This is a genomic window from Nitrososphaerales archaeon, assembly GCA_025058425.1.
Taxonomy (GTDB): domain Archaea; phylum Thermoproteota; class Nitrososphaeria; order Nitrososphaerales; family JANXEG01; genus JANXEG01.
Genome location: JANXEG010000038.1, coordinates 1 through 13524 on the forward strand (window position 1 = coordinate 1; position 13524 = coordinate 13524).

A 13524-nucleotide genomic window follows, 5' to 3' on the forward strand; every position below is an offset into this window, starting at 1 on the left:
GAAGCCCTGAATCTTTAGATCCTTCTCTACATTTGAAAATAGATTCGAGGTCACATTCCCGCCCGTAAACACAAACTCATAGAAGACATCACTTTCAAGTACAGTTAGGTTGAGCCTTTCACTATAGATCCAATTCGAAGCAAACACACCTTCTACATAAGAGAGTGGTAAAATCGTTGCAAGTATTATTATCGTGATGATTATTAATGGTGTGCTCTTCATTTTTAGTTAATACCTTTAGATAGTTCACACTTTATAAACATTCCATTCTATTATGTTTATTTTAAGTTATGTAAGGGACTTCTTTTGAAATGACTTCCTCTGAAAAAGGTTTGCGGGATGGCTTTCTTACCTTCTTCATAACACTATCGATCACGGCGAAGAATACTTCATCACTCATAGAATCGATCTTCTCACCCATCTCTTCATGAGTCTTTACACCGAGCTCTCTCATCAACTCTCTCTCAAAATCTTCACCTAGAGGGATGGTGAGGTTCTGCCTCAACCTTAAAGGTAGACGCCTAATCCTTCTTAAATAGCATGGCATAGATACTCACCGATTCACTAACTATCTTCGACGGGGTGTATCTTCTTCGGGATCGTCTATTCCTTTTTCATTAAGTATAAAAACTGCTTCTCTCTCGGGATGGTAAGGGCTATCTACCATACGGGCAATTCTATTCTTCGCAGCCTTTCTCAAATAGATCCTATATGTTGTCGTGTGCGCCACTACATGACCACCCGTAGGTTTGGATGGATCGCCAAAGAATACATCTGGAGCGGCCTGGACCTGGTTGGTAACGACGAAGGCCACATTATACGCTTCGGCAGTCCTCAATAATAGATGCATGAAGTGGTTCAACCTCTGCTGCCTTTCAGCCAAAGTACTTCTACCAAGAAATTCGACCCTAAAATGGGCAACTGCTGAATCTACAACTACTAACTTTATGTTATTCTCAGTAATGACGCTACCCAATTCTCCCACGATGAGTTCTTGATGCGCACTATTATACGCTTTCGCAACGATGATCCTTTGTAAAACCTGTTCAGGGTTTAATCCACGCGCACTCGCTATTTCGATTATACGCTCGGGTCGAAAAGTATTCTCAGTATCTATATAAACGGCACCGGCCTGAAGACCGCCCTTTTCTTTTGGGAGTTGTACAGTTACACATAGAGTGTGGCATATCTGGGTCTTTCCAGAGCCGAACTCTCCATAAAATTCTGTCACAGCCTGTGTCTCGATCCCTCCACCTAAAAGTTCATCGAGATTCTTTGAGCCAGTCGTAATCCTCTCTATCGATTGCCTTCTCTTATATATTTCACTGGCAGAAATGAAATCCTTCTCCAATCTACCGAGTTCGACGAGCTTTAGCCTCGCTTTATTACAGAGTTCTATCGCCTTATGCAGATCCCAACCTAAAGCATCGGCAATCTCCATAGGCCCTCTGATTGTAAGATCAAGGATTGTGTATATCCCTGCATCGATCAGTTTTTGCTTTGTGACCGGGCCTATACCCTCAAGTGTATCCAACTCCAACTCTTCGTTGCTCATACCATAAATTTTAAACAACATGTATATATTAAGTCTTTTCAACCTTGATCATCGAAAGATTCACCGATCCAATAACCGATCATCTTGGTAAAAATTTCAAATAAAGTCTTTTACCATGAGATATGCATCTTCTCCATCGAGATAATACCTTTCTATCCTCTTTTTAATTCTAAAACCAAAACGGCGATAAAACTGTATTGCAGATTCATTACTCACTCTTACTTGAAGTTCAACACGCTTCACTCTATTGGATAAATGTTGAAGAGCCATTTCCAATAACTTTGTACCCACTCCCTTCCTTCTCCATCTTTCATCTACAGCTAATGAGATTATTAAACCTACATCATTCAATATAGATGAGATGATATACCCAACTACATAATCATCTTCTTCAGCCACCAAAAACCTCTCAGACTCATTCGTTAAGTAGTATATGAATATACTTAGATCATAAGGCTGGTCAAATGATGATCTTTCAATCTCTAAGACTCGGTTCAAATCTCTCCATTCGCACCTTCTAACCTTTATCAAAGGTATCATAATAGCTTCATTCATCGATAGTAGTAATGCTTTCTCTTTACGCTATGGGGCTTAAGACAGAATAAAGGAGAAAAATGAAAAAATTGACAGAATTGGAGCTATTTTAGATAGTTAAATTCTTATCATACATCTAGCGATGTAAAGAATTTGATTGTTATATTGAATTGAATAGCTATTCAATAAACGTACATTACTTTCAACATTAACTTTCAGCCTCAAATTCCATAATGGTTATTGGTTTTAACGATTTTTGCTTTTTGCATCGGCAACACCAACTACAGAAACTGAAGTTAGACATGTAAAAATCCTGTGATGATTTTACCTTTTGCATTTCGAATCAACTCTAGCGATCTCTTCCCTTAAAGCTTTTTCGGATTTTACTATCCACTTATGCCCTTTCCAACCTCCTCTTTTTTACCAATAACTCCACATAATCATACATAGTGCATGATGGAGTATTGAGTTGATACCGATAAAGCTTCAGATTTATGATAGATTTTTACCGTTGCTCCATTCAAGTAACAGATATATATCAAACCTAAAATTAAATTATTGCTGAGCTCGCTAAATAGTAAAGGTGGGGACGTCGTCTAGCATGGTTCCTCTGGAACCCTGGAGAGGAAGGACAACAGGCTCCAGAGGTCAACTACGGGTTCTCTGACGTAATGGATGATGTCCATCTGGAGCGGAGGAACCTGTAGGTCGTGGGTTCAAATCCCACCGTCCCCACCATCTTTTATTCAATATCATAGGGATGAAGTCTTGAGCTGTAGTTTGCTATTATCCTTTATATAAAAGCTAGGAGATTCTAGTCTTTAGGTGGAGGATTTTATGAAATTCGTATTCAAAGTCACCTTTATACCTAAGGCGAGCTGGGTCGATGATATTTACTTGGGGAATATGTTGATAGAGGTGTTGGCTGCGATAAGGGATAGGCAGAACGTCTTCGATTTTGAAGTTTCGAAGGAGAGCGTAAGTTAATATATTCACATTTATGAAGATTATAAATGTGGTTATGAGGAGCTATAAAGCTATAAGATCGAGGATGAGATGATTTCGATAATCCTACGAGGCTACTGATCAAATTCATCTACAATTTCTTTGAATCTATCCATCTCGTAAGATTTTTGGGCCTTGAGAGGGAGGAAGCCGTCTTTAATAAGTTTATTCAAAATGTAAGCTGAGTAGGCAGGTGCTCCTGTCGCTCCCGGTGAGTTAAAGTTTACGATATGGCAAGAATAATCATTTCTCAATTCGATCGCTTCAGGCACAAAACCCTTCTTATCTATGACAGAGTTGCGGACACCAGCCAACCCTTTGCGAATCAGATATTCATTCTTCAATTCGGGTACGAACCTCCTCACTCTATTACACATCTCCCTCTTAAACAGAGAGCTCCTCCACTCCCTTGAAACCAACGTGATGAATTCCTTATCAACGAATAACCTCAATTTATTGGTTATGGGTTTCTCAAAGATTTCATATAAAAGCTCCAGAGGATTGTTAGCTAGACCGTTATACGTTTCCGAACTGGCTACAAGTACCGCGTTGGGCCCGATTTCTCTTACACCATTATAACGAACTATAAAGTGAGGGTCTAGGAAAGGATACTCTTTGATGTAGGGGACGGTGTAGATGTTGCGATGGATCAATTCTCCAAATTTCGGCTCTACAACCCAGTACTCTCCTCGAAAGTGGAGGTCTGTATACTCCAAACCTAAATCCATACTCTGTGCGATCTTTAAAGAACTACCGCCAGAACTATTTATCACGTAATCTACTTGGAATGGCTCTTCTCTATCCTTAACGAAGATATTCAACTTCCCGTTCTGAACCTCTATCCTCAAGACCTGGTGATTCGTCAAAAATTTCACACCAAACGCTTCAGCATCATACCTTAACGCTTCGGCGAACTTCTTGAAGTCTACAGCGGTATCGGTTTTACATAATACGGCAGCTACACATTCTACATGAGGCTCGAACTTTTTCACTTCTTTACCATCAAGGAATTCAAGCTCACTCTCATCCATGCCATTCTCAAGGCCCCACTTCATATATTTGTAAAGTTCTTTCACATCCTCCTCATTCAAAGCTATCTTATAGGTGCCAATCTGTGCCCACGGTAGGTTCTTCTCCTTGGCATAATCGAGCCAAAACTTTTCATAAGATAGTTGAGAGCTTTGGGCGAAGATCTTCTTCTTCGCTGGATTGAGGTAGAATGGTCTATGCATAACACCCGTGTTGCGAAGTGTTGCATGTAGACCAACGTCAGCCTCCTTTTCAAAGACCAGTATAGAAGCGTTGCAGATTCTGGATGCCCAGTATGCGAATGATGTTCCTAGAATACCTGCACCTATGATCGCTAACCTGATCGACATTTTGCACCATTAAAAAAAAGTAGGTCGATAGATTTATCCTTTTATAGGGATCTATCACTACCGATTATAGATGTGAACTTCTTCCAACAATTCTTACAGAACCATTCGCCCTTTCTGTAGAGTTCAAGGGGAGAGTTAGAGTAATGCATAACACAGTCCAAATCGTTACAATGAAGGAGTCCCAGTGTGTGACCGAATTCATGAATCAAAACCTTTCTGAACTGCTTCTCAAAGAATGGCCTTCCCTTACTTGCATAGTAGAAGATTTCTTCGAACCCCTTCCAAAAGTTCGGATTTATTCGAGCTGATGAAATTATAGCCGAACCGATCGTAGCCAGACCGAAGATGTAATTCATATTACCCGTATAGATATCGGCAGATGTCAGTATGATGATCACATCGTCCTCTCTCATCCGAATGCCCAATTCTAGAATCGCATCGGCAAGGTACTGTCTACCGAATGTGGTCATTCGATAGGGAATCTTACTCAGACTTAAAACTTCGCCTGAGATTTTTACACTTACGTATTCTACAAATGCCTCCCTATATGTATTTAAAGCAAAATGTAGATCAGCATCTGGCACATCATCTGTAGGGACGATCTTCACATCGATATTAACCCTCTTCGATTTCAATGGCCCTTCACCTATAACTTCAGAATCCTCCCATTCACTCTATCATCTAGAGTTATGATCCCTATAGATTTGTAAAGGGCGGGGAATGTATCGGTCGCGCTACCCGGATTGAAATACAATACTCCTCCTCTCACTTCACTCTTCGCTATATGAGTATGGCCATAAATCATCACATCCACCCCTTTGAACACCTTCGATGATCTATCGATCGGGTTGAATGGTATGAAGCCTTCGACTGAATGAGTAACTCCTATTTTAAACCCTCTTACTTCGAAAGTATCGATACGTGGTAACGCACTTTTAACTTCAGGTGAATCCATATTACCATGAACCCCTCTAAACCTGCCCAATCCTTTTAAACCATCGACAACATCCATACTCGTATAATCACCAGCATGAATTATAATATCAACATCTCTTAATTCATCGATGACCCTACTAGGAATTTCTATAAACGAAGTCTTATGTGTATCTGATAAAACACCAATTCTCATTCAACCTTGATAAAGCCCATCGATCTAATAAATTTGTAGCCTTTTTAGTATCGAGTATTAACTATCATATAAAGGTATCACAAGAGGTTATTGGCCTCCTATCTTAGGCGACTTTGCAAATATGAAAAAGCCAAAGATAGCTCCCACCATCAAAAGGGATGAGATTATAATAAGTAGAAATGGTGGTGAATACGAGTAGACATATCCACCGATCAAGGAACCGATGGTCGCGCCGAAGTAATATGAGAGATCCATGAAGGTTTCAGATCTACCTCTCAAATTCTGCTCCACCATTTTCGCTACGATCGACCTCTCCATACCATAGATCAATGCACTACATACATTTAGTAAAGCCATGGCGATGAATAGAGTGATCTTCATATTGAGAAGGAAGAGCAAGGGTGTCAGAGCTTCGCAGAGTATAAGAATTGAGTAAGAGATGGGAGGCTTTATCATAACCACGAGTCTGGTCAGAGGTAGGGCAAAGGTGTAAGCGATTGAAGATAGAGATACTATCAGACCCCATTCGGTGAAGGATACTATATTGGCATAATTGACAGCGTAAAGGATGGAGAAGTAGTAAAGGGCGAAGATACCGATCAATAGGACAAAACTACGTAACATTACAAGTTTCTTCACAATATCTGGTAGCCTTTGAAAGTCCTTTACAACATTTATATATGGCTTATATAACATCTTAATATTGAGATACTTAACACTCTCCATCGTTTCTGACAAAACTCTCCATCTGATCGACCCAATAATGAGTGTAATAAGACCTCCGAAGATGAATCCGATCCTCAAGCCCAAAAGGCCGTAAGAATCCCTAAAGTAACCGCCAAGTATCGATGTGACTGTAAAAGGTAAGTGATTTATGATAAGGGCTAGAGTGAATGTACTCATCAACCGTCCACTACCCACAGAGTCCATTATCATAGCGTTAAATGCAGGGAAGTAGAGGCATGAAATACCTTCAATCATCGCTGCTAAGAAGAACTCGAATTCCTCATCGGCCAATGCATATAAGAATTGAGAGAGGCTAAGAAGGTAGGTCCCTATCCAGATGGGTTTCTTCCTACCGATGTGGTCTGTAAGGAATCCGCCCAATATTAAGAAACATATGCAGGTGATGTTGTGAATAGATGCAACGATTCCAGCTGTAACCGCACTACCGGTTATCGTGTAAATGTACTCAGAAAGGAATGGATAAGTGATACCCATCGATAAGCTCAAAAAACCGGACGTGATCAGTAAGATCTTGACGTTGGAATGAAGCTCCTTGAACATCATCGACACCGAGAGTGTCATTTAACAGTTATATCACAGCCCTTCCATCTGCCATTACCTTGGTAGATCGTAATACCAAGGTTTTCATCGTATAATCGACCTTAATCTATTGACAGATCCAAATTTATGGATAAACCTACTTAAGCTCTTTGATTATATTTATAAGCTTAAAAGAGAAAGATGTAATGATCAAGAGGCTCGATGATAGGTATGAAGTTTGAAATGGCGAGGGCGGCTAGAATCGCTGTGGAAGAGTGTATGAAGGTTAAAGGTGATGAAGAGGTCTGTATAGTGACAGATGTGAATATGCTATCGATCGCTGAAGCACTAGCGTATGCAACCAAAAGTATAGGGGCTGAGACTACCATGGTTATAATGAGCACGAGGGAGATGCATGGGAATGAGCCACCAAGAGTTGTGAGTCAAGCGATGCTCGGTGCAGATGTCGTCTTAGCCCCGACGACCTATTCCATCACACATACAAGCGCAAGAGTAAAGGCGAGTGAAGCTGGTGCGAGGGTCTTAATACTAAGAGGTGTGACTGAAGAGATGATGAGCAGAGGGGCGATGCTCGCAGACTACAAAAAGGTGAGAGAGGATACGGAAAAGGTTGCAGATATTTTAACGAAAGGTAGAATGGTTAGAGTGACGAGTAAATTTGGCACAGATGTTGAGTTCAGCATAGAGGGGAGAGAGGCCTTCGTATTGGCAGGTTTTTACAACCCAAAGGTCGGCTTCGCAGTCCTTCCCGATGGTGAAGCACCTATAGCTCCCGTCGAAGGTACAGCCAATGGTACGATCGTGTTTGATACATCGATGGATGGTATCGGTCTATTGAGTGAACCTATACGACTTACAGTAAGTAATGGTAAGGTTACAAAGATCGAAGGGGGTAAAGAAGCTGGAAGATTAAGAGAGATAATAGAGGGTGCTGATGAGAATGCTACAAATATCGCCGAATTCGCCATAGGGACGAACCCGAAGGCAAGAATCATAGGGATCTTGGCAGAGGATAAAAAGAGGATGGGTAGTGTTCATTTCGCTCTAGGTAGTAGCTTCACATTGGGAGGTAAAGTCAAGAGTAAGATACATGTAGATGGGCTCATAAAAGAGCCTACAGTCATTGTGGATGGGAAGGAGATAGTTAAGGAAGGAAGGCTCATTCTATAATTTAGCTTAGAAATTCCTTAATGTATAATGGCGATGAAGGTTACACAAGGCTCAAAGGTGGTTAAATCTGTTATCGTTCTTCAGACCGAATCATCGTAGAATGCAGATGCTGTAAATTCTACATATATGGCTTTCTTTCTCCCCTTTCGAGTATTTCAGGCCTCATCCCTTTCTTTGTAGCTTCTATATCAAAATCTATGTAAGCTAGAGCGAAGCTTTTCAACTTTTCGAAGAACTCCTTCAATGTACCTTCATCGAACATCGACATGAGTGAAGGGTTAGACAACCATTGTAACCATCCCAGATTGCTACGGCCTATCGCATTTATACATTCAAAACAGGCGCTGATGTAATCTAATCGATCCTTCGGTGATAACTTACTGATCCTTTCTTTGGCCTCTTCCCTACTCTTTATCCAATCGGACAATCTTACTCACTACCATATCTTAATACAAACTCTCTTAAATGGCTTTATGTGAATTAATGTAACTTTATCGTAACTTTTATTTTTTAACTTCGTAGAGATAAATTCTACGCCACTCCACCTCTTTTATACGAATCGGTTTCCAACCTCGAATTTCGTAGTTATGTGAAACGACGCGGGCGCCCGGTTTAAGCTCCTTTTCAAGCTTTGGCTTTACAACTTCGTTACCACGCTCCGTCAAGTATAGTGTTACAACATCCGCATCGGAAATATCGACATTCATGAAGTCGCCGTGGATCACCCGGACCTTATCTTCAAGTTTTAACTCACGAATCTTCTCAATAGTCTTCTTGACCAGATTTTCATTCAATTCGATACCGATCGCACGTGCACCGAAATCTTTCGCTGCCGTTATCAATATTCTACCATCGCCTGAGCCCAGATCATAGACCAACTCTCCAGCCTTTAACTCGGCCAACTTGAGCATTTCATAAACGACCTTTTCCGAGCTTGAAACGAACGGTGCGAGTGACAAGTTATCACCATTGCGACATAGCGGTGATCGAAGCTTAAATCCTTTACTTTCATCAATAACAATTTATCCCATCTATCCTAATGTATGGGCTACCTTCCGATACTGGATAACCCTTCTCCACATTTGGTCTTAATGAACATTCTTCACCTATCGCATCGATCCTTTGAATATCACTCACATGGCCTACAATTCTGAAGCCTCTAATGGGCTTTGTGATCTGCTTCTTTTCGATAAGATAAGCTATTTCAGGTACGATCTCTATCCTACCATTCGCAACATCACCTTCAGCCCTAACGATACCTTCTGCATAGACACCATGGCGAGTATCTTCGAATATTTCTTCACACCTCCAATCCGATGGCCGAATGAATACGTTGCTGATCATAGGTCTTGGTTTATGCGTAATACCATGAGCATTACCGGCCACATCCCCACACTTGGCTGTCAATCTCGTGTGCAGGAGGTTTACACCATCCTTCGAGATCAACCGTTTCTTCACACTCTTAACACCTTCATCATCCCAATGAAAAGAACCGTACCCGCCACTTAAAGTCGGATCATCTACAATCTCTAAATCACCAAAATTGAGGTTGGCGAATAGCTCCTTTTGATAGGTATCTGCTTCGAGCATATGTGCCACTTCATGCGCGATCGCACCCGCTCCATTATAGTCTAAAATTACCTTAAGCCGCTCACCATTAAATTTCGAAGCGGAGGCTTTGGAAGAAGATTTAGCCCTCTCTACCAAGACCTCTACTATCCTATCCCATGGCTTCTGTAGAATCACTTCATAACCGCCCATACCTCCAACGATTTCGCTTGAGTAACCTTGCATGTGATCTTTAGCCAGTACGTAGAGTGTTATCTCGATGAGAGGCTTGCGCTCTCTTATACGGGCGCCTTCTGATGTGATAAAGTCCGATTCCAATTCATGGTAAGAGAAGATCAGCTCCGATCTTGTATAGAATTGAGATAATGAATCTCTGATCTCCTTCTCCAAATACCTCAAAAATTCACATACTTCATCGATCTCAATCCCCTTCTTAATCGGATGTTCATATTCACCTTGCTCCACACGAATAGGGAGAAGTGCCATACCTCCTTTACACATTCTAGCCTGCTTGATAGCGAGCCTACACACCTCTTTTATGTGATCCACACTATAATTATCGGTAGATGCTACGCCATAGCCGCCATCGACCATCGTTCTAAATATTATGCTCTCGGAGGAGTATTCGTAAATATCGAACGAATCGTGCCTTAAGGCCACTTCTAAATCTCTCTGTCTAAAGATCCTAAAATCGGCGTAATCCACAGAAAATCCATTTAAAATATTCGTGAGTTTATCCAAATCAATCATAATTCATTAAGGATTTGTAGATTTTAAGAAATAAAATTTTCCATCTTTGTCGTACAGACTTACAAATTTTTTCTCACAAATTAATTAACAAAATATTGAGCTTAAAGTAAAAGATTCTGAACTTAAATGTGTATGTTTACCATCGTTACTATAAGCTTTAGGTGATGGTGATGAGCCAGTTCAAGGATAAGTGGGATCGATCTAGGGATGTGAGCTTAAAGGAGAAGATCACAGAATCATTTAAAACACAGGAGCCATTAAGGCTGAGGCTCGAGCAGGCTACACGCCGAATTCAGACACAAATATCAAAGTTGGATGCAACCCTCTCAAGGTTGAAGGAGAGGGACTCTTCTCTCTTTAGAAAGGTCGTAGCAGCGCTTCAAACTCATGACAATCAGACGGCCCTTGCCCTATCCAATGAAATAGTCGAAATTAGGAAGATGGTGAAGATGGTAACTCAAGCAAAGATCGCCCTTGAGCGGGTCGTTCTCAGATTAGAAACGGTTCGAGAGATTGGAGACTTCGCTGTCACATTGACACCCGCTGTAGGTATCATTAAATCTATTAGGTCTGGGTTGATAAATGTGATGCCTGAAGCTGAGCATGAGATAAGCGAGATCAACAGTCTACTCAGTAGTATATTGGTAGATGCTGGGCAGCTCGGCGGACTCTCATTAAACTTTGAAGCTGCTAACGAGGATGCGGAGAAGATACTGAATGAGGCTTCTGCAGTAGCGGAGCAGAAGATGAGAGAGAAGTTCCCGGAGCTACCGATACCTTCAAATGTATCAGAACAGTCACAACAGACCTAAATGATCAGATGGTGAGAGGATGGGTAGGAAATCTGTAATCTTTGGGATTTGGTTACTAGGGTTCGTACTCGGTTTTATCGGTTATCTAGTATTACCATGGATCGGTAAGTGGTTCATCGAAGTGATACCATATCTAGTTAAGAATGAGGTTTTATTCGGAGCATTCATTACGGGGATCGCTGGATCGATAATCACCACGATTTCTGTTGCTATCTGGGCAAGGTTTTCTGAGAAGAGATCTGAAAGTGTAATGCGTTAATTCGAATAATACGTTGATTCGAATAATTTGAATAAAATATCGATCCTCATGTAATTGGACGTCAGATCGAGATGGCTTCATCTAAAAGAAAGATCCCGAAAATTCGATTCGATCTATCATCTATCGAAGAGATTCAAAGGGCTTACCAGACTCGAAGGATCGGTCTGGAGATGATCAAAGTTGCTAGGCGTGAAGTACAAGCCCAGATTAGAGCTTTAAATGAAAAACGTAACATCGGTAAAAAGATTTCTACCATTGGTCTAGCCCTTATACTATGCCCCGAGCCCGTCTTTTCAAACCTATTAGGGATCCCTCTATTTATTTTGGGAGGTGTTTTGAATCGTATCTATCCTTCCTCAACAATTACAGATCTGATGGATGAGTTAAGGCTCGGTCTGAACGATTTAAAAGATGTAGTGTAAAAATTTTGTTATAAATCTCAGTGAGGGAGGATTCGATGAGTTACCTTATGATTCTATATTAGAAAAGGAATTGTCGCAAAGGTGGTCGAGTAATTATGTGGAATGGGTATGGTTCAAACTTAAAGATTTGGTTACCATTTATACCTGCTTACACAGTCTTGGCACTATTTGAAACCTCACTCACCCTTTACGTTGTAGAATCTCTAAAGCAGGATTTGATCTATGTAGGAATCCTCATGATGGTGGGTGAAGCGGTCTTCATTCCAGCATCCGCATTCTGGGGCTATCTATGTGATTACCTAAAGCGTTACAAAGTATTCTTAACGATCCCTTTCTTATTTATGGGTATGATAACATTCTCCATTAATTATATAAAGGATCCCTATATTCTGTTGCTGATTTATGGTGTATTCTCTTTATTCCTCTCTATGCATAGACCGGCTGTGAGCCTCTTCATCGCCGAGTCGAGCTCCTTTGATGAATGGTTACAAGTAATGTCACTATACATGTTGATAAGAAGTATTACATCATCGATAGGCTTCCTCTTAGGCACTCTTTGCTCAAACATCCCATACTCTTTGATATTTATCGGTATAGGCATTCTTTACCTATTGTCTTTTATCCTTTCATCACTTATGATCTATGAACCTCAACTCAAGATCGAGAGAAAGATTACATCCATCGATAGAAGGTTAAATGTGATAAACTATTCATTGAGCCTCCTTCGATTCGCCGACGATCCGAATTACTCATCTTACGTACTCAAGATGGTTTCACGACTTCAAGGGACGGGTTTTATAAGATTTCTCATCGGTGTATTACTATTTACATTGGCCACGAGTCTGATATTTACACCCATGCCCATCATTCTCAAACAGGCATTCGCCGAGCGATCTACAATATTTCTAATCCTCTTCGCCAATTCACTCGCATCCTCCCTAACCTATCTCTTCATCGGTAAGTTGATAGGGTATGGTATGAGAAGCGTTAGAATGAGTTGTTTATCGAGGAGTATTATAACATTGATACTCATTCCATTTCTTCTCAATCCTTCACCCTCCTCACTCATCGTAGTTTCCATTCTCCTTGCATCTATGGGTGTAATGTGGGCACTCTTCGATCTATCAACGAACTACCTATCGTTAGAACTCAGCCCTTACGGTGGAGTGGGTGTATACTTTTCATTATCCAAACTCGGATCTGTAATAGGGGCGTTTTTGGGAGGCTTCTTGACCGCCTCATACGGTTTGGCAACGATGCTCTTAACTGGATGTGTAATCTTTCTTACTGCCCTTATAGCATTCCTATCGATAAGAGAGCATCCATAAAAATCATCGAATCGATCATCAAATAGATCGGTCTTATCACACATTCACAGTAAAATGAGTAAAACTTGAAGAATGATTTTAATAATGAATATTAAAAAGACAGAATCTTGTCTCGAATTACAACTTTTACGAAGATCGGTGAAGATACCTTTCTTTTATTCAAGAACCTCGATCATTATTTACACTATTGCTTGTTATATTTGTCTGCTTTAACCTTCCCAATCGAGAAGTCTTTTTTCTCCTTCAATCTTTTTTATGTCAGTTATATCTTGAGTTACTTCTATCGTTCCTAAATACTTTCCACCCTTGTCCCTTACTGCAAAGT

Annotated in this window: 17 protein-coding genes and 1 tRNA gene; 7 read left to right on the forward strand and 11 right to left on the reverse strand. The window is 40.7% G+C overall.

Going from position 1 to position 13524, the window contains the following annotated elements; all coding sequences use genetic code 11:
• The 4 genes from NZ896_04880 to rimI form a co-directional block, all read right to left on the reverse strand.
• A partial coding sequence (locus NZ896_04880; protein MCS7116789.1) for a hypothetical protein occupies positions 1-222 on the reverse strand: 222 nt, incomplete at its 3' end.
• 61 nt (positions 223-283) lie between these two features.
• Entirely contained in the window at positions 284-547 is a 264-nt protein-coding gene (locus NZ896_04885; GenBank protein ID MCS7116790.1) for a hypothetical protein, read from the reverse strand.
• Positions 548-568: 21 nt separating this feature from the next.
• Positions 569-1555, reverse strand: a complete 987-nt coding sequence (radA, locus tag NZ896_04890) for a DNA repair and recombination protein RadA (GenBank protein MCS7116791.1) — start codon at positions 1553-1555, stop codon at positions 569-571.
• 96 nt (positions 1556-1651) lie between these two features.
• On the reverse strand, positions 1652-2110 hold the full coding sequence (rimI, locus tag NZ896_04895) for a ribosomal protein S18-alanine N-acetyltransferase (protein MCS7116792.1): 459 nt from the start codon (positions 2108-2110) through the stop codon (positions 1652-1654).
• 564 nt (positions 2111-2674) lie between these two features.
• Between rimI and NZ896_04900 the strand changes: the two genes are divergently transcribed.
• Positions 2675-2827 (forward strand) — tRNA-Trp (locus NZ896_04900).
• Between the two features lie 99 nt (positions 2828-2926).
• Positions 2927-3076, forward strand: coding sequence for a hypothetical protein (locus NZ896_04905; GenBank protein MCS7116793.1), 150 nt, complete (start codon positions 2927-2929; stop codon positions 3074-3076).
• A 92-nt stretch (positions 3077-3168) separates the two neighbouring features.
• On the opposite strand, the gene NZ896_04910 is transcribed toward NZ896_04905, so the two are convergent.
• The 4 genes from NZ896_04910 to NZ896_04925 form a co-directional block, all read right to left on the reverse strand.
• Positions 3169-4473 (reverse strand): FAD-dependent oxidoreductase, encoded by a 1305-nt coding sequence (locus NZ896_04910; GenBank protein MCS7116794.1) that lies wholly within the window; start codon positions 4471-4473, stop codon positions 3169-3171.
• A gap of 41 nt (positions 4474-4514) precedes the next feature.
• Positions 4515-5108: a matrixin family metalloprotease gene (locus tag NZ896_04915; GenBank protein MCS7116795.1), complete on the reverse strand. Its 594-nt coding sequence runs from the start codon at positions 5106-5108 to the stop codon at positions 4515-4517.
• Between the two features lie 11 nt (positions 5109-5119).
• Positions 5120-5602 carry a metallophosphatase family protein gene (locus tag NZ896_04920; protein MCS7116796.1) on the reverse strand — a complete coding sequence of 161 codons (483 nt, stop codon included), beginning with the start codon at positions 5600-5602 and terminating at the stop codon, positions 5120-5122.
• Positions 5603-5689: 87 nt separating this feature from the next.
• Positions 5690-6889: an MFS transporter gene (locus tag NZ896_04925; GenBank protein ID MCS7116797.1), complete on the reverse strand. Its 1200-nt coding sequence runs from the start codon at positions 6887-6889 to the stop codon at positions 5690-5692.
• Between the two features lie 201 nt (positions 6890-7090).
• Between NZ896_04925 and NZ896_04930 the strand changes: the two genes are divergently transcribed.
• Positions 7091-8059: an aminopeptidase gene (locus NZ896_04930; GenBank protein MCS7116798.1), complete on the forward strand. Its 969-nt coding sequence runs from the start codon at positions 7091-7093 to the stop codon at positions 8057-8059.
• Between the two features lie 118 nt (positions 8060-8177).
• On the opposite strand, the gene NZ896_04935 is transcribed toward NZ896_04930, so the two are convergent.
• The 3 genes from NZ896_04935 to NZ896_04945 form a co-directional block, all read right to left on the reverse strand.
• Positions 8178-8486 (reverse strand): DUF2153 domain-containing protein, encoded by a 309-nt coding sequence (locus NZ896_04935; GenBank protein ID MCS7116799.1) that lies wholly within the window; start codon positions 8484-8486, stop codon positions 8178-8180.
• Between the two features lie 76 nt (positions 8487-8562).
• Entirely contained in the window at positions 8563-9018 is a 456-nt protein-coding gene (locus NZ896_04940) for a class I SAM-dependent methyltransferase (GenBank protein ID MCS7116800.1), read from the reverse strand.
• Between the two features lie 52 nt (positions 9019-9070).
• Complete coding sequence (locus NZ896_04945) at positions 9071-10369, reverse strand: TldD/PmbA family protein (protein MCS7116801.1); 1299 nt, start codon at positions 10367-10369, stop codon at positions 9071-9073.
• Between the two features lie 179 nt (positions 10370-10548).
• Between NZ896_04945 and NZ896_04950 the strand changes: the two genes are divergently transcribed.
• The 4 genes from NZ896_04950 to NZ896_04965 all read left to right on the forward strand — a co-directional run bounded on the left by NZ896_04950 (position 10549) and on the right by NZ896_04965 (position 13199).
• Complete coding sequence (locus tag NZ896_04950) at positions 10549-11190, forward strand: Snf7 family protein (protein MCS7116802.1); 642 nt, start codon at positions 10549-10551, stop codon at positions 11188-11190.
• Between the two features lie 19 nt (positions 11191-11209).
• Positions 11210-11449 carry a hypothetical protein gene (locus NZ896_04955; GenBank protein MCS7116803.1) on the forward strand — a complete coding sequence of 80 codons (240 nt, stop codon included), beginning with the start codon at positions 11210-11212 and terminating at the stop codon, positions 11447-11449.
• Between the two features lie 71 nt (positions 11450-11520).
• Positions 11521-11871, forward strand: a complete 351-nt coding sequence (locus NZ896_04960; GenBank protein ID MCS7116804.1) for a hypothetical protein — start codon at positions 11521-11523, stop codon at positions 11869-11871.
• Between the two features lie 95 nt (positions 11872-11966).
• Positions 11967-13199 carry an MFS transporter gene (locus tag NZ896_04965; GenBank protein ID MCS7116805.1) on the forward strand — a complete coding sequence of 411 codons (1233 nt, stop codon included), beginning with the start codon at positions 11967-11969 and terminating at the stop codon, positions 13197-13199.
• The last annotated feature ends 325 nt before the right edge of the window (positions 13200-13524 follow it).

Excerpts from the sequence above, each read along its gene's own strand:
- radA (MCS7116791.1), bottom strand. The coding sequence starts at position 1,555 with ATGAGCAACGAAGAGTTGGAGTTGGATACACTTGAGGGTATAGGCCCG.
- NZ896_04905 (MCS7116793.1), top strand. The coding sequence starts at position 2,927 with ATGAAATTCGTATTCAAAGTCACCTTTATACCTAAGGCGAGCTGGGTC.
- NZ896_04955 (MCS7116803.1), top strand. The coding sequence starts at position 11,210 with ATGGGTAGGAAATCTGTAATCTTTGGGATTTGGTTACTAGGGTTCGTA.
- rimI (MCS7116792.1), bottom strand. The coding sequence starts at position 2,110 with ATGAATGAAGCTATTATGATACCTTTGATAAAGGTTAGAAGGTGCGAA.
- NZ896_04920 (MCS7116796.1), bottom strand. The coding sequence starts at position 5,602 with ATGAGAATTGGTGTTTTATCAGATACACATAAGACTTCGTTTATAGAA.
- NZ896_04925 (MCS7116797.1), bottom strand. The coding sequence starts at position 6,889 with ATGTTCAAGGAGCTTCATTCCAACGTCAAGATCTTACTGATCACGTCC.
- NZ896_04910 (MCS7116794.1), bottom strand. The coding sequence starts at position 4,473 with ATGTCGATCAGGTTAGCGATCATAGGTGCAGGTATTCTAGGAACATCA.
- NZ896_04885 (MCS7116790.1), bottom strand. The coding sequence starts at position 547 with ATGCCATGCTATTTAAGAAGGATTAGGCGTCTACCTTTAAGGTTGAGG.
- NZ896_04960 (MCS7116804.1), top strand. The coding sequence starts at position 11,521 with ATGGCTTCATCTAAAAGAAAGATCCCGAAAATTCGATTCGATCTATCA.
- NZ896_04930 (MCS7116798.1), top strand. The coding sequence starts at position 7,091 with ATGATAGGTATGAAGTTTGAAATGGCGAGGGCGGCTAGAATCGCTGTG.
- NZ896_04950 (MCS7116802.1), top strand. The coding sequence starts at position 10,549 with ATGAGCCAGTTCAAGGATAAGTGGGATCGATCTAGGGATGTGAGCTTA.
- NZ896_04965 (MCS7116805.1), top strand. The coding sequence starts at position 11,967 with ATGTGGAATGGGTATGGTTCAAACTTAAAGATTTGGTTACCATTTATA.